The following is a 21,727-nucleotide window of genomic DNA, read 5'->3' on the forward strand; positions in this document are numbered from 1 at the left end:
TTTGACCCAGCACGTCGGTCAAGCTGAGCACTTGGGTAATTGAGTAATTGGGGTCAGATTCCAATTACCTGCGAAACGTGATACAAAAAAACGGCAAAACTTTGAATTTATGTATCATAAAAACGGCCGTAAGCACCGCCCACACTGACCACCCCCTCAAAACAAGCCCTTTTTCAGCAGGCCAAACCAGGCCATTGTTCAAGTGTCTTAATATCCAGCCTGCACCTCCAAGGACGCGCTCATGAGCTTTGTCATCGTGCTGGCCGCGCCAGTGTTTTTCCTGCTGATCTTGGCCGAATGGCTGTGGGGCCTGCGCTTGGCGCGACAAGGCCAGGCCAACGCCCAAAGCTATCGGCTGGACGACGCCATCAGCAGCATTTCGCTGGGCATGATCAGCCAAATCAGTGCCATCTTCACCCGCTTACTGCGCATCGGTATCTACACCTTGGTGTTCGAGCAACTCAGCTTGTTCCCCGAGCAAGCCTGGTGGAACACTTGGTACGGCTATGTGCTGGCGCTGGTGTTCTACGACCTCTGCTACTACTGGTTTCACCGCGTCAGCCACGAGGTGGCTTGGTTTTGGGCGGGCCACGCGGTGCACCACCAAAGCCACCACTACAACCTTTCCACGGCGCTGCGCCAGTCCACCTCGGGTGCGCTGCTGGGCTGGATTTTTTACATCCCGATGGCGCTGGCCGGTGTGCCGCCGCTGGTGTTTGGCATCGTCGCGCTCATCGACTTGCTCTATCAATTCTGGGTGCACACCGAGCATGTGGGCCGCTTGGGCTGGTTTGACCGCTGGTTTTGCTCGCCGTCCAACCACCGGGTGCACCACGCCGTGAACGACGCCTATGTGGACCGCAACTACGGCGGCATTTGGGTGGTGTGGGACCGCCTCTTTGGATCGTTTAAAGAAGAAGACCCCAAGCAGCCCTGCGTTTACGGCACCCGCACGCCGCTGCACAGCTGGGACCCGCTGTGGGCGAATGTGCAGGTGTATGCCGCCTTGGCGCACGACAGCTGGCACGCCCAACGCTGGCAAGACAAGCTGATGGTTTGGCTGCGGCACCCCGGCTGGCGCCCGGCCGATGTGGCCGCGCGTTTCCCCAAACCGGACTTCAATTTGCAGCAGTTCACGCCCTACCAACCGCGCCAAACCCGCAGCGTCCTGGTGCAAGCCACGGCCTGGTTTGTGCTGTTGCTGGGCGCGACCATGAAGCTGTTGTGGCACATGGACGACATGGTTTGGGGCCAAGCCGCCACCTGCGTGCTGGCCGTGGCTGCCGGTTTGTGGGGCGTCAACACCTTGCTGCAAAACCGCATCAGCGGCGTCATGTGCGCCTTTGTGCAACTGGCCGCTTTGACAGTGGCCAGCGATGTCTGCGGCTGGCAAGAGCTGTTTCATATGGCCAAACCGCTGGCCATGCTGGCTCTGATGTACCAGGCCTGGTCGGCCAGCCACATGCCGCCGCGCATCCAACGTTGGTTGGTGTGGGCGCTGGGTTTGTCTTGGGTGGGCGATGTGTTGTTGCTCTACCCGGCCATGTTTTTACCGGGCTTGCTGTCGTTCTTGGCCGCGCATGTGTGCTTCATCCTGTTGCTCAGCCGTGACGCGCCATGGCTGCACAGCCGCCGCGCCTTGGCGGTGTTCATCTCGGTGGCGGCGCTGGTGTTTGTGGTGCTGGACCAAAACGGTTTGCCCCCAGAGCTGCGCCTGCCCGTGGCCACCTATGTGCTGGTTATTGCCACCATGGCCGCGCAAGCCTGGGGCCGCGCCAAGCACCTGGGCAGCGCAGGCAGCCGCTGGGTGGCCTGGGGCAGCGTGCTGTTCATGCTGTCAGACGCGTTGCTGGCGATGGACAAATTCGTCAGCCCCCTGCCGCTGGCCGGTTTGTGGGTGCTGGCGAGTTATTACTTGGCTCAGGGCTTGATCGTGCAGGGCAGGTTGAGTTTGGAGCCTTACCCCAAGGCCTTCAAGGCGGCTTGAGGCGCTTTGTCCAAAATTTTCAACAAAGCTGAAGCCGCACCAGTCGGCTTGCGTTTGCCTTGTTCCCAATTGCGCAGTGTGTCCAAGGGCACGTTGATGCGCAGGGCAAAGTCGGGCTGCGAAAACCCCAAGCGTTCGCGAATGCCGCGCACATAGGCCGCACCATCGGCCTTGGCTTGCAAGGTGTCCATGCGTTGATGTTGGCGAATTTGCGCTTCTGTGGTGGCGTCCACCTTGGCCAAATTGACGCGACCAATGGCGCGTGGTGCAGATGGTTTGGTGTTAGCGGGTTGAGTTCTGGGTTCTGAATTCGTGAGTTCCGAACAAGGGCGAATTCATCAAGCAGGCGGAAAATCGGTCTTTTAACGATTCCAAGCCACACCAGAAAGTAAACTTTCAAATGCATTTGCTATGATGTACACGTACACACATCCGGAGGAGCCATGACCAGCACAAGGTTGTTTAAGAACGGCAATTCGCAAGCAGTTCGCATCCCTGCGGAGCTCGCATTTCCAAGCAACGACATGGAGTTGGTGATCGAGCGGGTTGGCGATGAATTGCGCATCCGGCCAGCTCAAAGGCGCATGGTGAATGTCATGCAAGCCTTGGCCAGTTTCTCCCCAGACTTCATGGCCAGTGGGCGCGGCGATCAAGAGCAAGCCGAACGCGAGGCCCTCTGATGGCCCGCTACATGCTCGACACGAATATTTGCGTTTACCTGATGAAGCATCAGCCGCCCGAAGTGGCTGAGCGGTTTGCAAAGTGTTATGTGGGGGATGTCGTGATCTCTGCCATCACACAGGCCGAGTTGGAATATGGCGTGGCCTGTTCGGGTGAACAGCAGTCGCGCAACCGCAAAGCCTTGGACACTTTTTTGCAGGAAGTTCTCGCAGTGCCGTTTGATGGTGCAGCTGCTGCGGTCTACGGCCCCACCCGTTTAGCCACACAACAGAAACAACGTGATGCGTTGGACAAACTCATTGCCTCACACGCCCTAGCGATGGGGGTGACCTTGGTCACCAACAACCTGTCAGATTTTTCAGCCTATAAAGCATTGAAGCTTGAAAACTGGGTGGGTGGTCACTGAAGGTCCACCAAGCAAGGCCTGACCTTCAAAAGCTGCCCATCACCCCAACTTCTTCAACAACAACGCATTCACCTGCGCCGGATTGGCCTTGCCCTTGCTGGCTTTCATGATGGGTCCGACCAAGCCGTTCAAGGCCTTGGTGTTGCCCGCTTTGAACTCTTCCACGTTCTTCGGGTTGGCGGCTAACACCTCGTCAATGATGGCTTCCAACGCGCCGGTGTCGTTCATCTGCTTCAAACCTTTGGCGTCAATCAGCGCGTCAATGGTGGTCAAGGCATCTGCATCGGCTGATGCGTTGGCTTCGCTCCACAGCGCTTCAAACACTTGCCGCGCCGCGCTGTTGCTGATGGTGTTGTCGGCAATGCGGGTGATCAAACCCGCTAGCAGCGCGGAGCTGACGGGGATGTTCTCCAATGTCACTTCACCGCTGTTCATGCGGCGCGACACTTCGCCCATGATCCAGTTGCTGGCCAGTTTGGGTTGGCCACAGGCTTTGGCGGCGGTTTCGAAATACGCGGCCATGGCTTTGCTTTGCGTCAGTTGCGTGGCGTCGTACTCGGGCAGGCCATAGTCGCGCACAAAGCGCTCGGCCATCACGCGTGGCAACTCGGCCATGTCACCTTGCACCCGCGCCACCCACTCGCGTGAAATCAGCAGCGGCGGTAAATCGGGGTCGGGGAAATAGCGGTAATCGGCGGCGTCTTCTTTGGTGCGCATGGCGCGGGTTTCGCCGGTGTCGGGGTCGAACAAAACCGTGGCTTGTTGAATCGCGTGGCCGTCTTCAATTTGTTCGATCTGCCAACGCACCTCGAAGTCGATGGCTTGCTGCATGAACTTGAAGCTGTTCAAGTTCTTGATTTCACGGCGTGTGCCCAAGGGCGCACCGGGTTTGCGCACCGACACATTGGCGTCACATCGAAACGACCCTTCTTGCATGTTGCCGTCGCAAATGCCAATCCAAGTGACGATTTTGTGCAACTCTTTCGCATACGCCACAGCCTCGGCGCTGCTGCGCATGTCGGGCTCGGTGACGATTTCCAACAGCGGTGTGCCCGCGCGGTTCAAGTCGATGCCGCTTTGCCCAATGAAATCTTCATGCAAAGACTTGCCTGCGTCTTCTTCCAAATGCGCCCGCACCAAGCGCACGGTTTTATGCACAGTTTCTTGGCCCATCTCGAGGAAGAAAGACACCTCGCCACCTTGCACCACCGGTATTTCAAACTGGCTGATTTGGTAGCCCTTGGGCAGGTCGGGGTAGAAATAATTTTTCCGCGCAAAGATGCTGCGCTCGGCGATGTGCGAGCCCAGTGCCAAGCCGAGTTGAATTGCGCGTTCGACAGCGCCTTTGTTCATCACCGGCAAGGTGCCGGGCAAGGCCAGGTCCACCGCACAAGCTTGGGTGTTGGGCTCGGCACCAAAAGCGGTGGAAGCGCGGCTGAAAATTTTGCTTTGTGTGGACAGCTGCGCGTGGGTTTCAAAGCCGATGACGACTTCGTAGCCGTGAACCAGTGGGGCGCTCATGCGGCACCTCCGGGTGTTTGCAAATGGTGTTGCGTGTGCAATTGAAACTGGTGCGCCACATTCAACAACTGGGCCTCTTGCAGGTAGTTGCCCATGAGTTGCATGCCCACGGGCATGTTGGCTTCACCCAAGCCCACGGGCAGGCTCATGCCGGGCAAGCCCGCCAAGGAGGCTGGCAGCGTGAAGATGTCGGCCAAATAATTCGCCAAGGGGTCGTCGGATTTGTCGCCCAACTTCCAAGCTACTGTGGGGGCCACGGGCCCGGCGATCACATCACATTGTTGAAACGCGGCTTGAAAATCATCGGCGATCATGCGGCGGATTTTTTGCGCTTGCAAATAGTAGGCGTCGTAATAACCATGCGACAACACATAGCTGCCAATCATGATGCGGCGTTTCACCTCGTCACCAAAACCTTCAGAGCGAGTTTTCTCGTACATGTCGGCCAGGTCTGTGAAGTCTTTGGCGCGGTGGCCAAACTTCACGCCATCAAAACGCGAGAGGTTGCTGGAGGCTTCGGCGGGCGCAATGATGTAGTACACCGGAATCGACAACTCGGTGCGCGGCAAGGCGATGGGCACCAAGGTGGCACCAAGTTGCTCAAGCTGTTTCAATGCGGCGTCAATGGCCGTGCGTACATCGCTGGCCAATCCATCGCCAAAAAATTCTTTCGGGATGCCCACCTTCAAAGCCCCGCCATCCTTGCCCGCTTTGGCCAGCGGTTTGTCGCCTTGGGGTGCTTTCAACAGACGAGAAAAATCTTCGGTCGCCACATTCAGCGACGTGGAATCGCGGTCTGGGTCGGGGCCGCAAAGCGCCGACAACAACAGAGCGCAATCTTCGGCGCTGCGGGCCATCGGACCGGCTTGGTCCAGGCTGGAGGCAAAGGCCACCATGCCATAGCGCGAGGCGCGGCCATAGGTGGGCTTGATGCCGGTGATGCCGCAAAACGCCGCAGGCTGACGGATCGAGCCACCGGTGTCGGTGCCAGTGGCCGCAGGGGCCAAGCGTGCAGCCACAGCCGCTGCGCTGCCGCCGGAAGAGCCGCCCGGGATGCGCGATACATCCCAAGGGTTGGTGACAGCTTGTGGGTTGCTGGCGGGCACGGCGATGTTTTCATTCGCCGAGCCCATGGCGAATTCATCGCAACTGAGTTTGCCGATGGTGACCATGCCTGCATCGGCCAAGCGCTGCACCACGGTGGCGTCAAACGGCGAGCGGTAGCCTTCCAAGATGCGCGAACCAGCGGTGGTGGGGAAGTCGCGGGTGACAAAAATATCTTTGTGCGCGATGGGCAACCCCAACAAAGGTGACGTGTCGCCTGCGTCAATGCGTTGTTGCGCGGAAGTGGCCTGGTCCATCGTGGCTTCTTCGTTGAAGGCCAGAAAAGCGTGGTGCGTGTCGGCTTGAGCGCGCTGCAAAAAATGCTGGGCCACGTCGGTGGCGCTGAGTTGTTTGCTCGCCAAGTTGGCACGCAATGCAACCAAGGACTGTTGATGCAAGGCTTGGTCGCTCATTCGATCACCTTGGGCACCAAGAACAAACCGCGCTCTACGGCGGGCGCACTGCGTTGGTTGGCCTCGCGTTGGTTGGGTTCGCTCACCAGGTCGTCGCGCAGGCGCAAATGCATGCCCTCTTTTGCAGCAGGGTCATGCGCTGCCAGATTGGGCATGGCGTCGATCGGGTGCGCCATGGGCACCACGCCGCTGGTGTCAATCGCCCGCATTTGCTCGACGATGTTGAAAAAACCGTTCAATTGGCCCAATAAACGCGCACTTGCGGGGGCGTCAAAGTGCAAACGGGAGAGTTGGGCCAGACGCTGGATATCGTTCGAAGTCAAAGACATAGGGTTCAAAGTCTCATGGCCAGAGCCAAGGTGCAGTCAGGGTGATCAGGTATTATCTCGCCTTTGCTGGATTCACCCAGAGAGGATTGTGATGTTTGGAGCATTTCGTCGGTATTTCTCCACCGACTTGGCCATTGACCTGGGCACAGCCAATACCCTGATTTACGTGCGCGACCGCGGCATCGTCCTCGACGAGCCCTCCGTGGTGTCGATTCGCCATGAAGGCGGACCGCAAGGCAAGAAAAGCATTCAAGCTGTGGGCCATGAAGCCAAGGCCATGCTTGGCAAAGTACCTGGCAACATCGAAGCCATTCGCCCGATGAAAGACGGCGTGATCGCCGACTTCACCGTCACCGAGCAAATGCTCAAGCAGTTCATCAAGATGGTGCATCCACGCTCCCTCTTGAAGCCCAGCCCCCGCATCATCATTTGTGTGCCTTGTGGCTCGACCCAAGTGGAACGCCGTGCCATTCGCGAGTCCGCTTTGGGCGCCGGTGCCTCCGAGGTCTACCTGATTGAAGAACCCATGGCCGCTGCCATCGGTGCCGGTTTGCCCGTGTCCGATGCCTCAGGCTCCATGGTGGTTGACATTGGCGGCGGCACCACCGAAGTGGGCGTCATCTCCTTGGGCGGCATGGTCTACAAAGGCAGTGTGCGCGTGGGTGGCGACAAGTTCGACGAAGCCATCATCAATTACATCCGCCGCAACTACGGCATGTTGATTGGCGAGCCCACGGCTGAAGCCATCAAAAAACAAATCGGCTCTGCCTTCCCTGGCAGCGAAGTGCGCGAAATGGAAGTCAAAGGCCGCAACCTCTCCGAAGGTGTGCCACGCTCTTTCACCATTTCTTCCAACGAAATTTTGGAAGCCCTGACCGACCCCTTGAACAACATCGTGTCGGCGGTGAAAAACGCCCTCGAGCAAACGCCCCCCGAGTTGGGCGCTGACATTGCTGAGCGCGGCATGATGCTCACTGGCGGTGGCGCCTTGCTGCGCGACCTCGATCGTTTGATGGCCGAGGAAACCGGCTTGCCTGTGCTGGTGGCCGAAGACCCACTCACCTGTGTGGTGCGTGGCTGTGGCTTGGCCTTGGAGCGCATGGAGCGTTTGGGTTCTATCTTCACCAGCGAATAAATGCCACTCGGCACGCTTGACCGCTCACCGCCGCCTTTTTTCAAACAAGGCATATCGGCGCTGACCAAGCTGCTGCTCTTTAGTGCCATCTCTGTGGCGCTGATGTTCGCGGATCAACGCTACAACATTGTTCAGCCCGCGCGTTGGGCCTTGTCACTCGTCATTTACCCCGTTCAGTGGCTTGCCTTGCGCCCGCAGGTGTTGTTGGATCACCTGGACAATGCTTTTCTGGGTCGACAAGAAGCCCTTGAACATGTGGAACAGGCCAATGCCAAGGTGTTGTCCCAGGCGGTTCGCACCAGTCAACTTGAACAACTCTCTTTAGAGAATAAAAACCTGCGCGAACTGCTGTCGCTGCGCGATAGGCTGGGCTCCACAGCCATGGCGGCCGAAGTCTTGTACCAAGCGGCCGACCCGTTCACCCGCAAATTGATCATCGACAAAGGCGCCAACAATGGCGTGAAAACCAGTTCGCCGGTGATGGACGAGCAGGGCATCATTGGGCAAGTCACTCGTGTGCATCCGATGGTGAGTGAAATCACCTTGGTCACGGATCGAGAGCATTCGATCCCTGTGCTCAACACCCGAACAGGTGCGCGGGGTGTGGCTTTTGGCGAGTCCGGGGGCGCACCTTTGCTCGAGCTGCGCTACATGGCCACCAACGCCGACATCGAGGTAGATGATGTCTTGACCACCAGCGGTGTCGATGGGATTTACCCGCCGGGCATTCCTGTGGCCAAAGTGGTCAAGGTTGAGCGCCGTGCTGATTCCGTGTTTGCCAAGATTTTGTGCGAGTCCTTGGCGCGGGTGCAAGGAGCGCGTCATGTCATGGTGATGGAGCCTGTGCACTCCAACATGCCCAACTTCAACGACCTGCCGCCCGAGCCTCAACCCCTGCAAAAAGGTGGTCGCCGATGATCATGCCGCGCGGCCACCAGTTGCTGCTGCCTGCCAATCCGATGTTCATGCTGTTCAGCTTGGCCTGTGCCTTGCTCCTGGACATGTTGCAAAGCATGCTCTGGTTTGGCAATGCAGCCTGGTCGCCAGATTGGTTGGCCTTGGTGTTGGTTTTTTGGGCCATTCACCAACCGCTCAAAGTCGGTGTGGGCATCGCTTTTTTGTTGGGCTTGTTGACCGATGTCCATCAAACCTCGTTGCTGGGCCAACACGCGCTCACCTACACGGTGCAAGGTTTCTTGGCCACCATGATCCATCGCCGCATTCTGTGGTTTGATGTGCCTTCCCAAGCCTTGCAAGTCTTCCCCGTTTTCTTGGCGGCTCAGGTGATTGAGCTCACAGTGCGCATCATCGCGGGCGGGGTGTTTCCTGGTTGGTCGATGATGATTGCGCCTGCTATTCAGGCTTGTTTTTGGCCAGTCATCACCGTTTTGTTGCTGGCGCCGCAGCGCCGGGCGCCTGACCCCGACAAACACCGTCCCCTATGAGCTTGTTGCGCAACGTCGAATACGACCTTCGACGCTTTCGTGCGCGGGTTCTGGTGGCCTCGATGTTCGTGCTGTTTATTTTCAGCTTGCTTTTTTTGCGCCTGGTGTATTTGCAACTGTGGCGCTACCAAGAGTTCATCGCCCAGGCCGAAAGCAACCGCACGGCCATCGTGCCCATCGTGCCCAACCGGGGCGTCATCATGGACCGCAATGGCGTGGTCTTGGCCACCAATTACTCGGCTTACACGCTGGAGATCACGCCATCCAATGTCACTGAACCAATCGACGAAGTGATTGAGAAGCTGGGGCAATTGATTGACATCCAAGGCCGTGACAAGCGACGTTTTCGCAAGTTGCGAGAAGAGTCCAAAAGCTTTGAATCGGTGCCGATTCGCACGCGCTTGAGCGATGAAGAGGTGGCGCGTTTTGCCGCGCAGCGCTACCGTTTCCCCGGGGTTGAAATTCGCGCTCGTTTGTTTCGCAACTACCCTTATAGCGAGCTTGCCAGTCATGTGATTGGCTACATCGGGCGCATCAACCAAGCTGAAAAAGAAAAGTTGGAAGAGTCTGACCATGCGGGCAATTACCGCGGCACCGATTACATCGGCAAACTGGGCATTGAGCAAAGTTACGAAAGCCAATTGCACGGTCACACGGGCGTGCATGAAATGGAAACATCTGCGGGCGGGCGGGCGGTGCGCCGCTTGCGCAGCAGTCCGGCCACCCCGGGCAACACGGTGGTGCTTTCCCTCGACATCAAGTTGCAAAAACTGGTGGAAGATTTGTACGGCAACCGGCGCGGCGCATTGGTGGCGATGGACCCTCGAAACGGCGAGGTGTTGGCCTTTGTCAGCAAGCCCACGTTCGACCCGAATTTGTTCGTTGAAGGCATTGATACCGACAATTGGCAAAAGTTGAACCAGTCGCCCGACAAACCGCTGCTCAACCGCGCTTTGCGTGGTTCTTACCCACCCGGCTCCACCTACAAGCCCTTCATGTCGATGGCGGCATTGAACTCGGGCAAACGATCCGCCAGCTATGTGATGAGCGATCCAGGCTACTTCATGTTTGGCAACCATCGTTTCCGCGATGACAAAGAGGGTGGTCATGGCACGGTCGACATGTACAAATCGATTGTTCAGTCTTGTGACACCTACTACTACACCTTGGCGCGTGACATGGGCGTGGACATGATGCATGAACAGATGCGACTGTGGGGCTTTGGGCAAATCACAGGCATTGACATTCAAGGCGAATCGCGCGGCATCTTGCCGTCCACCGAATGGAAGCAAAACAGCTACAAGCGCCCCGAACAAAAGCGCTGGTATGCGGGCGAAACCATCTCTTTGGGGATTGGTCAGGGTTACAACAGTTTCACCATGCTGCAGTTGGCGCAAGCCACCGCCACGTTGGCCAACAACGGGGTGCGCAATCGGCCGCATTTGGTGCGTGAAGTGGTCGATGTCGAGACCAAAGACAAGCAAACCAAGGGCTTGGTGGTCACTGAAAAATTGCAGTTCAAGCAGGAAGACTTGGATGTGGTCAAGGCCGCCATGGTGGGCGTGAACCTGGAGGGCACTTCCGCCTCTAGCTTCATCAATGCGCCCTATACAAGCGCCGGTAAAACGGGGACATCGCAGGTTTTTTCCATCAAACAAAACGAAAAATACGACGCCAGCAAGATCGACGAACGATTGCGCGACCACGCTTTGTATGTGGCCTATGCACCTGCAGAGAACCCTACGGTGGCTTTGGCCTTGATTGTTGAAAACGCGGGGTTCGGGGCGCAAAATGCAGCACCTATTGCCCGTCGCGTATTCGATTTTTTGTTGATGGGTTTGTATCCCTCACAAGAGGATATTGAAGCGGTTCAAAAAGGCTTGGCCACCCGCCCGATCGGCAAACAACGCCCTGTGGCCAGCATGCCTTGGCCGCCCAAGGTCACGGTGGTGCCTGACGAAACCGTGCTGGACGACAAATCAGAGCGCTGACAACTGCTGCCAACTGCGCCAAGCGTCCCAGCCTGTTTTCAAGGTGAGCGCGGCCACCACGACAATGAACAACCAGCGCACAAAGCGGGCGCCATGTTGCAAAGCCATGCGGGTGCCCAACACACTGCCCGCCACATTCGCCACCGCCAAATAAATCCCCACTTGCCACCAGACATGGCCTTGCCAAGCCAACAAGCTGACAGCGGCCAAGTTGCTGGCCAAGTTCATGACTTTGCTGTGCGCCGAGGCTTGTAAAAAATCAAAACCCAAGACTCGCACCAGCAAGAACACCAAAAAGCTGCCGGTGCCCGGACCAAAAAAACCATCGTACAAACCCATGCTGCCACCCACCGCCGCCATCGCCCACAGCTGGGCGCTGCCTGTAAAACGCGGCGCATGGTGCTGACCCAAATTTTTCTGCCACATGGTATAGAGCAACAGCGCCAACAACACCACCGGCAAACCCAAGCGCAAATACGTGGGCGACACCAGGGTGAGGATGTAGGAACCGACAAACGAGCCCGCCAAGGCCATCAGGCTGCCTGCCGCCAAGGGCCGCCAAGCCATGTGCACTTGGCGTTGGTAATGCGCGGCGGCAAACAAGGTGCCCCACACCGACGCCGATTTGTTGGTGCCCAACAAAGTGGCCGGGTGCACCCCAGGGTAGGTGGCAAACAAGGCAGGCACCAAGATCAGGCCACCACCGCCCACCACCGCATCGACAAAACCTGCCAAGCCAGACAACAAGGTAACGATCAGCAGGTCCACATGATTCTTTCGGTCGAAAAAAAAGCACCGTTGTGCGGTGCTTTTTCCATATCACGCTGCGCTTCGGATGAAGTTTGCGTTGTTTGTCTCCTCAGACCCTCAAACATGAGGCCACAGCCCCATGCGAGTGGCTGAACTTTAGAGCGCAAGGATGGGTTTGTGACCTAGGACTTTCCCGAGGCTTTTTTGTCTGCTTGGATCAAGAGTTCGGCCGCCCGTTCGGCCAGCATCAGCACCGGGCTGTTGGTGTTGCCACTGGTGATGGTGGGCATGACGCTGGCGTCCACCACGCGCAAGCCTTGCACCACGCCGCCACGGCCATCGCGCACCCGCAGCTCGCTGTCGACCACCGCCAGTGGGTCGTCCAAGCGGCCCATGCGGGCCGTGCCCACCGGGTGAAAAATGGTGGTGCCAATGTCACCTGCCAAGCGGGCCAAGTCGTCGTCGGTTTGAAACTGCGTGCCCGGCTTCCATTCCTCAGGTTGGTATTTGGCCAGCGCTGGTTGGGCCGCAATGCGTCGTGTGACACGCAAGGAATCGGCCGCCACTTGGCGGTCGGCATCGGTGGCCAAGTAGTTCGGCGCGATGCGGGGTGCTTGGGTGTGGTCGGCGCTTTGGATGTGCACCGTGCCACGGCTGGTCGGGTTCAGGTTGCACACACTGGCCGTGAAAGCAGGGAAGGGATGCAGCGGTTCGCCAAACGCATCCAGGCTGAGCGGCTGCACGTGGTATTCGATGTTCGGCCACGGCTGGCTCGGGTCGCTGCGGGTGAACGCGCCCAACTGCGATGGTGCCATGCTCATCGGGCCGCTGCGGTGCAACAGGTACTCCAAGCCGATGGCGGCCTTGCCCCACCAACTGTTGGCCAAGGTGTTGAGGGTTTTCACACCCTTGACTTTGAACACAGCGCGGATTTGCAAATGGTCTTGCAGGTTCTCGCCCACGCCCGGCAGATCAATGACCGGCGTGATGCCGTGTTGTTGCAGCAAGCCTGCTTGGCCAATGCCAGACAACTCCAGCAGTTGCGGTGAGCCAATGGCACCTGCGCACAGCAGCACTGCTTTGTCGGCTTGTGCGCTCACCAGTTCATGGCCATTCCACACCTGCACACCCGTGCAACGTTGGCTGCCATCAGCTTCGGTTTGCAGCAACAAGCGCTTCACGTGTGCGCTGGTCCACATTTCAAAATTCGCACGGCCATAGCAGGTGGGGCGCAAAAACGCTTTGGCGGTGTTCCAGCGCCAACCGTTTTTCTGGTTCACCTCAAAGTAGCTGACACCTTCGTTGCTGCCGCGGTTGAAATCGTCGGTGGCTGGAATACCAGCTTGCACCGCCGCTTGCGCAAAGGCGTCCAGCACATCCCAGCGCAAGCGTTGTTTGTCGACCCGCCATTCACCGCCTGCACCGTGCAACTCGTCGCCGCCTTGGTGGTGGTCTTCATGGCGTTTGAAATAGGTCAAGGCCTTGTCCCAGCGCCAACGGGCGTCGCCTGTCACCTCGGCCCAGTGGTCGTAATCGCGCGACTGACCACGCATGTAAATCATGCCGTTGATGCTGGAGCAGCCCCCCAAGACCTTGCCGCGCGGATAGCGCAGACTGCGCCCATTCAAACCTTCAGCGGGCTCGGTGTGGTAGAGCCAATCGGTGCGCGGGTTGCCAATGCAATACAGGTAGCCCACGGGAATGTGCACCCAGTGGTAATCGTCTTTGCGGCCTGCTTCAATCAGCAACACGCGGTTGCGACCGCTGGCGCTCAAGCGGTTGGCGAGCAAGCAACCAGCGGTGCCTGCACCCACGATGATGTAGTCGAACTGCGTGTCGGACATGCCGTCTTATTTGGAGGTCGGCATGACGAACTCGGCACCCTTGGGCGTGCTTTCCGGCCAACGCTGCATGATGGATTTTTGCTTGGTGTAAAAACGCACGCCTTCTTCGCCATAAGCGTGCATGTCGCCAAACAAAGAGCGCTTCCATCCGCCAAAGCCATGCCACGCCATGGGCACAGGAATCGGCACATTGATGCCGACCATGCCCACTTGAATGCGCCGACTGAATTCACGCGCCACGTTGCCGTCGCGGGTGAAACAAGACACGCCATTGCCAAACTCGTGGTCGTTGATGATTTGCACAGCGGTGGCGAAGTCGGGGACACGCACACAGGCCAACACCGGGCCAAAAATTTCTTCCTTGTAAATCCGCATGTCGGTGGTGACCTGGTCGAACAGCGTGCCGCCCATCCAAAAACCCTTGTCGCAACCCGCACCAGCTTGTGCGCCTTGGAAGCCACGTCCATCCACCAACAACTTGGCACCTTCGCTCACACCTTGTGCGATGTAACCGCTGATGCGCTCAAGCGCGGCTTGGGTGACGATGGGACCCATTTCGGCCGCCAGGTTCTCGCCGTTCAAGACCTTCAAGGCTTTGGTGCGCTCGATGAGTTTGGGCATGACTTTGTCAGCCACATCGCCCACCAACACCGCCACACTGATGGCCATGCAACGCTCTCCAGCCGAGCCGTAGGCCGCGCCAATCAGCGCATCCACCACTTGGTCCAGATCGGCGTCAGGCATCACCACCATGTGGTTTTTAGCGCCACCCAAGGCTTGCACACGTTTGCCGTGGTGGGCGCCAGTCTCGTAGATGTAGTTGGCAATCGGCGTGGAACCGACAAAGCTGATGGCTTTCACATCGGGGTGTACCAACAGCGCGTCCACCGCTTCTTTGTCGCCTTGAACGACGTTGAACACGCCATCGGGCAGACCGGCTTGCTTGAGCAAGTCGGCCAGCATCAGCGCTGGTGTCGGGTCGGTTGGGCTGGGTTTCAAGACAAAGGTGTTGCCTGCGGCGATGGCCACGGGAAACATCCACATGGGCACCATGACCGGAAAGTTGAATGGCGTGATGCCAGCCACCACACCCAAAGGTTGACGCAGTGTCCAGTTGTCGATGCCGGTGGCCACTTGCTCGGTGTAATCGCCCTTGAGCAGTTGCGGAATGCCGGTGGCGAATTCGACGATGTCGATGCCACGAGCCACCTCGCCTTGGGCATCGGTGAACACCTTGCCGTGTTCGGCGGTGATGGCGTGGGCCAAGGCATCTTTGTGCTGGTTCAGCAATTCCAAAAATTTGAACATGACCCGGGCACGGCGCAGCGGCGGCGCATCGGCCCAAGCGGGAAATGCGGCTTGCGCAGCGGCCACGGCTTGGCCGACATCGGCAGCGTTGGCCAAGGCCACGTGGCCGGTGACGGCACCCGTGGCGGGGTTGGTGACGGCTTGGCTGCGTTTGGAACTGCCAGCAGTGGTTGTGCCATGGATGTGATGGTGGATGGGGTTGGTGCTCATGGCGGTTTCTCGTGTTTTCAAGCTTAGATTATTGCGTGCTGCAAATTTGATGGTCGCGCGGGCAATCAGGCCATGCTGGCCGTGTCAACAGTTGGTGTCATCAACGACCGCCCGAGACATCCACCAAGCTCATGGTGGTGTAACTGGCTGCGTCACTCAGCAACCACACGATGGCTTGCGCCACTTCGTCGGCGGTGCCGCCGCGTTGGGCCGGAATCAAATGCTGCAGGTCTTTCACCCGATTGGGCTTGCCACCCGAGGCGTGAATCTCGGTGTCAATCAGACCCGGTCGCACCGCATTCACCCGAATGCCTTCAGCCGCCACTTCTTTGGCCAAGCCCAGCGTGAACGAGTCGATCGCGCCTTTGGCAGATGCGTAATCGACATACTGGCCCGGTGAGCCAATGCGTGAGGCGGCGCTGGACACATTGACGATGCTGCCGCCGTTGCCGCCGTGTTTGGGGCTCATGCGCCGAACGGCTTCGCGGGCGCAAATGAAGCTGCCCAGCACATTCACATCAAACATGCGCTTCAAACGCGCCACGCTCATTTCATCGACCCGCGCGTACACATCCACCACGCCAGCGTTGTTGACCAAGCCCGAGACGCGCCCCATGTGTTGGTCAATGGCCGCAAACATGGCCATCACCTGGTCTTCATCTGCCACATTGGCTTGAAAGGCTTGGGCCTGACCGCCTTGTTCGGTGATGTGCTTCACCACCTGGGCCGCGGATTGCGCGTCTTGCGCATAGTTCACCGCCACTGCCCAACCTTGCTGGGCTGCCAACACTGCGGTGGCCGCGCCAATGCCGCGACCGCCGCCGGTGACGAGAAGAATGCGCTGCGTAGATGCCATCGTGTCTCCAACGTGCAGGCCGCGCCTGCGCAAAATAGGTAGGATGCCGCTGATCGTCAGCAGCTTTGCAACCGAAAAAGATAACACGACCGAAAGAACAGCATGTCCCTGACCATCGATTACTTCCTGGCCCCGCAAAGTCCTTGGACTTACCTCGGCCACCAACGCCTGAGTGACATGGCGCAAGCCCATGGCGCAAAGTTGCGGCTCAAGCCCGTGGACATTGGCGGGCAAATTTTCCCAGCCAGCGGCGGCTTGCCTGTGGGCCAGCGTGCACCGCAACGCCAAGCCTATCGCTTGGTCGAATTGAAACGGTTTTCAACGTTCCTCAAACTGCCTTTGAACCTGCACCCCAAGTTTTTCCCGGTGCCCGGTGACGACGCCTCGCGCCTGATCATTGCCGTCGACCAGCACGATGGTGCCGATGCCGCCATGCGTGTGTGTGGTGCTTTGTTGGCCGTGGTTTGGGCGCAAGAGCGCAATTTGGCTGATGCGGCTGTCTTGGCCGAAGTGCTGCACGAGCAACACCTGCCTGCTGAGCGTTTGCAGCAATCGCAGCAAGCCGATGTGCAAGCGCTTTACCAAGCCCATACCGAAGAAGCGCTGAAGCTGGGTGTGTTTGGTGCGCCCACCTTTGTGGTGGAAGGTGAGTTGTTTTGGGGCCAAGACCGCTTGGACTTTTTAGAGCGTCGCCTGCAACAAGGCTGAAGGAGAGTGCATGGGACAGTTGATTGATTTGCGTGCAGATGACGGCCACCTGGGCGAAGCCTACGTGGCGCAACCCAAAGGAAAGCCACGTGCCGCCATCGTCATCTTGCAAGAGATTTTTGGCGTCAACAAACACATCACTGCGGTGGCAGACGGTTTTGCCATGGCGGGCTTTTACGCCATCGCCCCAGCCACGTTTTCAAGACTGAAAAACGATGTGCATTTGGGTTACACACCCGAGGACATTGCCCAAGGCCGCGCTCTGAAAAACCAAGCCGAAGCCCTGCCAGCACCGGGTGTCTTGGCCGATGTGCAAGCGGCGGTGGACCATGCGGCCCAAACTGCCCATGGTTTGGTCGGGGTGGTGGGCTACTGTTGGGGCGGCTTGTTGACCTGGCGGGCTGCCGAGCAAGTCGGCGGCTTGAGTGCAGCTGTTTGTTATTACGGTGGCGGCATGACGCTCCCGCCCGAAATCAATCGTCAACCAAAGTGCCCGGTGCTGGCGCATTTCGGCGAGCACGACAGCCTTATTCCGATGGACACGGTGCAAGCCTTCAAGCTGGCCCAGCCTCATGTCGAAACGCACGTGTACAACGCCGACCACGGTTTCAACTGCGACCACCGGGGCTCTTACAACGCTGAAGCCGCCGACTTGGCGCTCGAGCGCACCTTGGGCTTTTTCATCCAGCACCTGGGCGTGTAAGCCTCAGGCTTCTTGGCGCAATTTTTCGGCGGCGGCGATGGCGAAATAAGTGAGCACACCGTCGGCACCGGCGCGTTTGAAAGCCAACAAGCTCTCCAGCATGACGGCATCATGGTCGAGCCAGCCGTTTTGCGCGGCGGCTTTGAGCATGGCGTATTCGCCAGACACTTGGTAGGCGAATGTGGGCACCTTGAACTCGTCTTTCACCCGGCGCACGATGTCCAGATAAGGCATGCCGGGCTTGACCATCACCATGTCCGCGCCTTCGGCGATGTCCATGGCCACCTCGCGCAAGGCTTCGTCTGAATTGCCTGCGTCCATTTGGTAGGCCTTCTTGTTGCCCTTGCCCAGGTTGGCGGCTGAACCCACAGCATCCCGAAACGGCCCGTAAAAAGCGCTGGCGTACTTGGCGCTGTACGCCATGATGCGGGTGTTGATGTGGCCATGGGTTTCCAGGAGGTGGCGGATGGCACCAATGCGCCCGTCCATCATGTCGCTGGGGGCCACGATGTCGACACCCGCATTGGCTTGGGTCAGGGCTTGTTGCACCAACACTTCCACCGTCGGGTCGTTCAAGATGTAACCGGTGTCATCGAGCAAACCGTCTTGGCCGTGGCTGGTGAACGGGTCCAAGGCCACATCGGTCATCACACCCAGCTCTGGGAAATGTTGCTTCAGGCTTTTCACCACACGCGGCACCAAGCCTTTGTCGTTCAAGGCTTCACGGCCATCGGGCGTTTTCAATTCGGGCGCAATCACTGGGAACAAGGCCATGACCGGAATGCCCAACTTCACGCATTGTTCAGCCACCGGCAGCAGCAGGTCCAGGCTCAAGCGCTCGACGCCTGGCATGGAGGCAATGGTTTCGCGTTTTTTCTCGCCGTCCAGCACGAACACCGGGTAAATCAGGTCGTTCGCGCTGAGCGTGTTTTCGCGCACCAAGCGGCGGGTGAAATCGTCACGGCGCAAGCGGCGTGGGCGGGCGGCGGGGAAGGAGGGCGTGATCATCGTTAAATTGTGCCGCAAGCAAGGACAGGCTTTTTGGGGTGAAACCCGAGGTGGCCGTGCCACTAAACTCCTCCCATGCTCTGGGTCAAAGCCTTTCACATTGTTTTCGTGGCCAGTTGGTTCGCGGGTCTGTTCTATTTGCCGCGCATCTTCGTCAATTTGGCCATGGTGCCCCCAGGGTCCATCGCTGAGCATGAACGCTTGATGCTGATGGCACGCAAGTTGGCTCGTTTCACCACCATCCTGATGGTTCCCGCCGTGGCCCTGGGCCTGTGGTTGTGGCTGGGTTATGGGATTGGCCGCGGTGGCCAAGTGGGCTGGATGCATGCCAAGCTGTTCTTGGTGCTGCTGACTTTGGGTTACCACCATTGGTGCATGCGTTTACTCAAAAATTTTGAAAAGGGCGACACCCCGCACACGCATGTTTGGTACCGCTGGTTCAATGAATTACCCGTTTTGCTGATGCTGGCCACGGTGGTGTTGGTGGTGGTCAAACCTTTTTGAACCGCATGCCGCCACCCAAGCAACGCACCACTGCATGGACGCTGGCTTGGTTGTGCGTGCTGGTCACGGTCTACGCCAGCCTCTACCCATTTGACGCCTGGCGCAACCAAGACATCCCACCTTGGTCGTTTGTCTCGGCGCCTTGGCCCAAATACCTGACCGCGTTTGACTTGTGGGGCAACTTCTTGGGCTATGTGCCCTTGGGTTTTTGGCTTTGCTTGGCCGCACTGCGAACGGGCCATGCCCGCTGGCCAGCCCTTGTCTTGGCGTGGGTGTTGACCAGCAGCTTGTCATTCAGCTTGGAAAGTTTGCAAAGTTTTTTACCTGTTCGGGTGCCTTCGCAAGTCGATTGGCTTTGCAATACAGCGGGGGGCTTGCTTGGCGCCATACTGGCCGCCACCTTGGAGAGACGAGGGTGGCTCTACCACTGGGTGCAATTTCGCCACAACTGGCTAGCCCAAGATGCCAGGGGGAGCTTGGTGCTGATGGCTTTGTGGCCGCCAGCCTTGCTCTTCCCAGTGGCTGTGCCGCTCGGCCTGGGTCATGTGTGGGAGCGGTTGCGCAGCCATTGGCTGGACATTTTTCCCGAGTGGTTGTGGCTGTATCAATTACCGCCTGATGGTTTTTTTCAATCCCTGTCACCGCGCATGGAGCTTTTGTGTGTTGCCCTGGGTTTGTGGATACCGACTTTGTTGGGCCAAGGCGTGTTGCGTCGCTCGGGCCAACGTCTGGCTTGGGCGTTGATTGTGTTGTTGGTCGCGGTGCTTTTCAATGCCTTGTCAGCCGCCCTCACTTACGGTCCAGAACATGCCTGGTTTTGGGTGAACGCGCAGGTTTTTGGTGGTTTGACGGTGGGTTTGCTGTTGTCTGTTGCAAGCATCAAGCTGAGCTTGCGTTGGAATCTGGGCCTGATGGTGCTGGCCCAGTTGATTTTGCTGATGTGGTTGAACCAACTCGATGCCAGCACCTACTTGGCGCAAACCGTGCAAACCTGGGAGCAGGGCCGGTTCATTCGTTTTCACGGGCTGAGTCAGTGGCTCAGTTGGTTGTGGCCTTGGACCTTGTTGGCATGGGGGTTGACATGCTGGGTTCGCCTGACGCTCCACAAGACACCTGCCGCCTAGAATCCAGCCCATGGAATCTGCCAGCTACTTCAAACGCCACGTGTTTTTTTGTCTCAATCAACGCGAGGGACCGCGCGAGTGTTGTGCCAATCATCAGGCCCAAGAGGCCTTCAAGCATTGCAAAGCCAAAGTCAAAGAACACAACCTGTCCGGGGCTGGCGCCGTTCGCATCAACCAAGCGGGTTGCTTGGACCGCTGCGCGGGCGGACCGGTCATGGTGGTCTACCCCGAGGCAGTTTGGTACACCTATGTGGACCAGAGTGACATTGATGAAATCATCGAGTCACATCTGATCAAGGGCCAAGTGGTGGAGCGACTTCGCTTGCCAGATGATGTTGGGCACTGAGGCCTGCTGGCACCTCGCCCAAGAGCTTGGTGCCCAGTGAGGGTCATTTCTTTCATGGACAATGGGCGATCCTGAAATCTCCGGTCTTGCGCCATCTCTGGGCTTGAACAGCCAACAACTTCATTCAACGGTTTCCATGAAAAAAAAGGTCTTCATTTGGTGCTTGGGTTTTTTCTTGTCAGCGGCCAGCGCACAAATGCCCCAAGCGCCCGAGGTGGCGGCCCGCGCTTATTTGTTGTTTGACATCAGCGCCAACCAGGTGCTGGCGCAACGGGACGCCGATGTGCCTGTTGAACCGGCCTCGCTCACCAAGTTGATGACGGCCTATCTGGTGTTTGATGCGCTTCGGACGAAAAAAATCAGTTTGCAGCAAGCCTTGCCGGTCAGCCCCAAGGCATGGAAGATGCCAGGCTCGCGCATGTTCATCGACCCCAAAATGCAAGTTCCCGTCGAGGACCTGATCAAAGGCATGATCGTGCAGTCAGGCAATGACGCCACCATGGCCTTGGCTGAAGCCGTTGGCGGCACTTCAGAGCATTTTGTGGAGATGATGAATGCCCAAGCCAAGGCCTTGGGCATGAACAGCACGGGCTATAAAAATCCCGAAGGTTTGGGCGAGTCCGGCCACATCACGACGGCACGCGATTTGTCGATATTGGCCACCCGCTTGATGCAAGACTTTCCGGAGTTTGTGGGCTACTACGCGATCAAGAAATACCGATACCCGGGCACGCCAGCCGCCAACGACAGCAACCGCAACCTGCTGCTGTTTCGCGACCCCACCGTGGATGGTTTGAAAACAGGCCATACGGATGCAGCAGGATATTGTTTGGTTGCCACTGCCAAGCGCGACTTTCCCAATTTGCAAGGCCGCCGCTTGCTGGCCATCATTTTGGGCGCTGGCAGTGAAAACGCCCGTGCCGAAGAGGCCCAAAAACTGCTCAACTGGGGCTATATCGCTTATGACGGCGTGAAATTGTTTGAAGCCAACCAAGCCGTGGTGACCCCAGCCATTTACAAAGGCCGGGACAACCAAGTGGGATTGGGGCGCCCCCAGCCGATCGTGGTGGCCGTGCCACAAGGTCAAGCTGCCCGCCTGAAAACCTTGGTCACCCGCCCCGATCCTTTGTTCGCACCCTTGGTCAAAAACCAACCGGTGGCCACCTTGAAAGTGATGCTTGATCAAGTGCCCTTGACGGAAACCCGTTTGTTGGCCTTGAGCGATGTCCAAGAGGCCGGGTTTTTTGGCCGCACTTGGGACGCGCTGACCTTGTGGCTGAAATGAATACTTGCCTATTCATTTTGAGGGCCATTTAATTTTTTCTAGGCCGGACGAGCTTCACTGCTATACTGT

Annotated in this window: 22 protein-coding genes; 13 read left to right on the forward strand and 9 right to left on the reverse strand. The window is 58.1% G+C overall.

The genetic code is table 11. The annotated features are described in order from the left end of the window. Nucleotides 1-241: 241 nt before the first annotated feature. The gene (locus AC8GFP_RS06890; protein ID WP_506611589.1) at nt 242-1,987 is read left to right on the forward strand and encodes a lysoplasmalogenase family protein; all 1,746 of its coding nucleotides are present in this window, start codon (nt 242-244) and stop codon (nt 1,985-1,987) included. On the opposite strand, the gene AC8GFP_RS06895 is transcribed toward AC8GFP_RS06890, so the two are convergent. After that, nucleotides 1,960-2,220, reverse strand: a complete 261-nt coding sequence (locus AC8GFP_RS06895; RefSeq protein WP_506611591.1) for a helix-turn-helix domain-containing protein — start codon at nt 2,218-2,220, stop codon at nt 1,960-1,962. The genes AC8GFP_RS06890 and AC8GFP_RS06895 overlap by 28 nt on opposite strands. 210 nt (nt 2,221-2,430) lie before the next feature. On the opposite strand from AC8GFP_RS06895, the gene vapB reads away from it, so the two are divergent. Both vapB and AC8GFP_RS06905 read left to right on the forward strand, forming a co-directional pair. Further along, a complete protein-coding gene (gene vapB / locus AC8GFP_RS06900; protein WP_506611593.1) occupies nt 2,431-2,667 on the forward strand; it encodes a type II toxin-antitoxin system VapB family antitoxin in 237 nt (78 codons plus the stop codon). Beyond that, nucleotides 2,667-3,074: a type II toxin-antitoxin system VapC family toxin gene (locus AC8GFP_RS06905; protein ID WP_506611595.1), complete on the forward strand. Its 408-nt coding sequence runs from the start codon at nt 2,667-2,669 to the stop codon at nt 3,072-3,074. The genes vapB and AC8GFP_RS06905 overlap by 1 nt, the downstream gene beginning before the upstream one ends. A gap of 39 nt (nt 3,075-3,113) precedes the next feature. Here the strand turns inward: AC8GFP_RS06905 and gatB are convergent, their stop codons facing one another. Genes gatB through gatC form a run of 3 tightly spaced genes read right to left on the reverse strand, consistent with a single transcriptional unit; the run spans nt 3,114 to nt 6,441 of the window. Next, a complete protein-coding gene (gatB, locus tag AC8GFP_RS06910) occupies nt 3,114-4,595 on the reverse strand; it encodes an Asp-tRNA(Asn)/Glu-tRNA(Gln) amidotransferase subunit GatB (protein ID WP_506611597.1) in 1,482 nt (493 codons plus the stop codon). Continuing rightward, nucleotides 4,592-6,112, reverse strand: coding sequence for an Asp-tRNA(Asn)/Glu-tRNA(Gln) amidotransferase subunit GatA (gene gatA, locus AC8GFP_RS06915; protein ID WP_506611599.1), 1,521 nt, complete (start codon nt 6,110-6,112; stop codon nt 4,592-4,594). Before gatA ends, gatB begins: the two co-directional genes overlap by 4 nt. After that, a complete protein-coding gene (gene gatC / locus AC8GFP_RS06920; RefSeq protein WP_506611601.1) occupies nt 6,109-6,441 on the reverse strand; it encodes an Asp-tRNA(Asn)/Glu-tRNA(Gln) amidotransferase subunit GatC in 333 nt (110 codons plus the stop codon). The genes gatA and gatC overlap by 4 nt, the downstream gene beginning before the upstream one ends. A gap of 91 nt (nt 6,442-6,532) precedes the next feature. Between gatC and AC8GFP_RS06925 the strand changes: the two genes are divergently transcribed. The 4 genes from AC8GFP_RS06925 to mrdA are packed head-to-tail and all read left to right on the forward strand — an operon-like array spanning nt 6,533 to nt 11,012. Next, the gene (locus AC8GFP_RS06925; RefSeq protein WP_506611603.1) at nt 6,533-7,576 is read left to right on the forward strand and encodes a rod shape-determining protein; all 1,044 of its coding nucleotides are present in this window, start codon (nt 6,533-6,535) and stop codon (nt 7,574-7,576) included. Beyond that, the gene (gene mreC, locus AC8GFP_RS06930; RefSeq protein ID WP_506611605.1) at nt 7,577-8,494 is read left to right on the forward strand and encodes a rod shape-determining protein MreC; all 918 of its coding nucleotides are present in this window, start codon (nt 7,577-7,579) and stop codon (nt 8,492-8,494) included. Next, a complete protein-coding gene (gene mreD, locus AC8GFP_RS06935) occupies nt 8,491-9,021 on the forward strand; it encodes a rod shape-determining protein MreD (RefSeq protein WP_506611607.1) in 531 nt (176 codons plus the stop codon). Before mreC ends, mreD begins: the two co-directional genes overlap by 4 nt. Next, nucleotides 9,018-11,012 (forward strand): penicillin-binding protein 2, encoded by a 1,995-nt coding sequence (mrdA, locus tag AC8GFP_RS06940; protein WP_506611609.1) that lies wholly within the window; start codon nt 9,018-9,020, stop codon nt 11,010-11,012. The genes mreD and mrdA overlap by 4 nt, the downstream gene beginning before the upstream one ends. Here mrdA and AC8GFP_RS06945 read toward each other — a convergent pair. The 4 genes from AC8GFP_RS06945 to AC8GFP_RS06960 all read right to left on the reverse strand — a co-directional run bounded on the left by AC8GFP_RS06945 (nt 11,001) and on the right by AC8GFP_RS06960 (nt 15,980). After that, nucleotides 11,001-11,780, reverse strand: a complete 780-nt coding sequence (locus AC8GFP_RS06945; RefSeq protein ID WP_506611611.1) for a sulfite exporter TauE/SafE family protein — start codon at nt 11,778-11,780, stop codon at nt 11,001-11,003. The genes mrdA and AC8GFP_RS06945 overlap by 12 nt on opposite strands. A gap of 164 nt (nt 11,781-11,944) precedes the next feature. Next, entirely contained in the window at nt 11,945-13,606 is a 1,662-nt protein-coding gene (locus tag AC8GFP_RS06950; RefSeq protein WP_506611613.1) for a GMC family oxidoreductase, read from the reverse strand. A 6-nt stretch (nt 13,607-13,612) separates the two neighbouring features. Next, nucleotides 13,613-15,124, reverse strand: coding sequence for a CoA-acylating methylmalonate-semialdehyde dehydrogenase (locus AC8GFP_RS06955; RefSeq protein WP_506611615.1), 1,512 nt, complete (start codon nt 15,122-15,124; stop codon nt 13,613-13,615). A gap of 100 nt (nt 15,125-15,224) precedes the next feature. Beyond that, entirely contained in the window at nt 15,225-15,980 is a 756-nt protein-coding gene (locus AC8GFP_RS06960) for an SDR family oxidoreductase (RefSeq protein ID WP_506611617.1), read from the reverse strand. 102 nt (nt 15,981-16,082) lie between these two features. Between AC8GFP_RS06960 and AC8GFP_RS06965 the strand changes: the two genes are divergently transcribed. Together AC8GFP_RS06965 and AC8GFP_RS06970 are read left to right on the forward strand one after the other, a co-directional pair. Continuing rightward, nucleotides 16,083-16,688 (forward strand): 2-hydroxychromene-2-carboxylate isomerase, encoded by a 606-nt coding sequence (locus AC8GFP_RS06965; protein WP_506611619.1) that lies wholly within the window; start codon nt 16,083-16,085, stop codon nt 16,686-16,688. A 10-nt stretch (nt 16,689-16,698) separates the two neighbouring features. Continuing rightward, nucleotides 16,699-17,391, forward strand: coding sequence for a dienelactone hydrolase family protein (locus AC8GFP_RS06970; RefSeq protein ID WP_506611621.1), 693 nt, complete (start codon nt 16,699-16,701; stop codon nt 17,389-17,391). Between the two features lie 3 nt (nt 17,392-17,394). On the opposite strand, the gene hemB is transcribed toward AC8GFP_RS06970, so the two are convergent. Beyond that, entirely contained in the window at nt 17,395-18,399 is a 1,005-nt protein-coding gene (gene hemB, locus AC8GFP_RS06975) for a porphobilinogen synthase (RefSeq protein WP_506611623.1), read from the reverse strand. 75 nt (nt 18,400-18,474) lie between these two features. Here hemB and AC8GFP_RS06980 point away from each other — a divergent pair, with 75 nt between their 5' ends. The 4 genes from AC8GFP_RS06980 (at nt 18,475) to AC8GFP_RS06995 (ending at nt 21,658) form a co-directional block, all read left to right on the forward strand. Then, the gene (locus tag AC8GFP_RS06980; RefSeq protein WP_506611625.1) at nt 18,475-18,903 is read left to right on the forward strand and encodes a CopD family protein; all 429 of its coding nucleotides are present in this window, start codon (nt 18,475-18,477) and stop codon (nt 18,901-18,903) included. Nucleotides 18,904-18,908: 5 nt separating this feature from the next. Further along, a complete protein-coding gene (locus tag AC8GFP_RS06985; RefSeq protein WP_506611627.1) occupies nt 18,909-20,027 on the forward strand; it encodes a VanZ family protein in 1,119 nt (372 codons plus the stop codon). Between the two features lie 10 nt (nt 20,028-20,037). Then, nucleotides 20,038-20,373, forward strand: coding sequence for a (2Fe-2S) ferredoxin domain-containing protein (locus tag AC8GFP_RS06990; RefSeq protein ID WP_506611629.1), 336 nt, complete (start codon nt 20,038-20,040; stop codon nt 20,371-20,373). Nucleotides 20,374-20,509: 136 nt separating this feature from the next. Further along, entirely contained in the window at nt 20,510-21,658 is a 1,149-nt protein-coding gene (locus AC8GFP_RS06995; RefSeq protein ID WP_506611631.1) for a D-alanyl-D-alanine carboxypeptidase family protein, read from the forward strand. Nucleotides 21,659-21,727 lie beyond the last annotated feature (69 nt).

The organism is Limnohabitans simekii (SeqCode) (assembly GCF_965234735.1).
Classification (GTDB): Bacteria; Pseudomonadota; Gammaproteobacteria; order Burkholderiales; family Burkholderiaceae_C; genus Limnohabitans; species Limnohabitans simekii.

Bases quoted from the DNA above. Each gene is read 5' to 3' on its own strand.
- mrdA (WP_506611609.1), top strand. From the start codon at position 9,018: ATGAGCTTGTTGCGCAACGTCGAATACGACCTTCGACGCTTTCGTGCG.
- AC8GFP_RS06925 (WP_506611603.1), top strand. From the start codon at position 6,533: ATGTTTGGAGCATTTCGTCGGTATTTCTCCACCGACTTGGCCATTGAC.
- hemB (WP_506611623.1), bottom strand. From the start codon at position 18,399: ATGATCACGCCCTCCTTCCCCGCCGCCCGCCCACGCCGCTTGCGCCGT.
- gatA (WP_506611599.1), bottom strand. From the start codon at position 6,112: ATGAGCGACCAAGCCTTGCATCAACAGTCCTTGGTTGCATTGCGTGCC.
- AC8GFP_RS06950 (WP_506611613.1), bottom strand. From the start codon at position 13,606: ATGTCCGACACGCAGTTCGACTACATCATCGTGGGTGCAGGCACCGCT.
- AC8GFP_RS06970 (WP_506611621.1), top strand. From the start codon at position 16,699: ATGGGACAGTTGATTGATTTGCGTGCAGATGACGGCCACCTGGGCGAA.
- AC8GFP_RS06905 (WP_506611595.1), top strand. From the start codon at position 2,667: ATGGCCCGCTACATGCTCGACACGAATATTTGCGTTTACCTGATGAAG.
- AC8GFP_RS06980 (WP_506611625.1), top strand. From the start codon at position 18,475: ATGCTCTGGGTCAAAGCCTTTCACATTGTTTTCGTGGCCAGTTGGTTC.
- AC8GFP_RS06985 (WP_506611627.1), top strand. From the start codon at position 18,909: ATGCCGCCACCCAAGCAACGCACCACTGCATGGACGCTGGCTTGGTTG.
- AC8GFP_RS06960 (WP_506611617.1), bottom strand. From the start codon at position 15,980: ATGGCATCTACGCAGCGCATTCTTCTCGTCACCGGCGGCGGTCGCGGC.
- vapB (WP_506611593.1), top strand. From the start codon at position 2,431: ATGACCAGCACAAGGTTGTTTAAGAACGGCAATTCGCAAGCAGTTCGC.
- AC8GFP_RS06955 (WP_506611615.1), bottom strand. From the start codon at position 15,124: ATGAGCACCAACCCCATCCACCATCACATCCATGGCACAACCACTGCT.
- mreC (WP_506611605.1), top strand. From the start codon at position 7,577: ATGCCACTCGGCACGCTTGACCGCTCACCGCCGCCTTTTTTCAAACAA.
- gatB (WP_506611597.1), bottom strand. From the start codon at position 4,595: ATGAGCGCCCCACTGGTTCACGGCTACGAAGTCGTCATCGGCTTTGAA.
- AC8GFP_RS06990 (WP_506611629.1), top strand. From the start codon at position 20,038: ATGGAATCTGCCAGCTACTTCAAACGCCACGTGTTTTTTTGTCTCAAT.
- mreD (WP_506611607.1), top strand. From the start codon at position 8,491: ATGATCATGCCGCGCGGCCACCAGTTGCTGCTGCCTGCCAATCCGATG.
- AC8GFP_RS06890 (WP_506611589.1), top strand. From the start codon at position 242: ATGAGCTTTGTCATCGTGCTGGCCGCGCCAGTGTTTTTCCTGCTGATC.
- AC8GFP_RS06965 (WP_506611619.1), top strand. From the start codon at position 16,083: ATGTCCCTGACCATCGATTACTTCCTGGCCCCGCAAAGTCCTTGGACT.
- gatC (WP_506611601.1), bottom strand. From the start codon at position 6,441: ATGTCTTTGACTTCGAACGATATCCAGCGTCTGGCCCAACTCTCCCGT.
- AC8GFP_RS06995 (WP_506611631.1), top strand. From the start codon at position 20,510: ATGAAAAAAAAGGTCTTCATTTGGTGCTTGGGTTTTTTCTTGTCAGCG.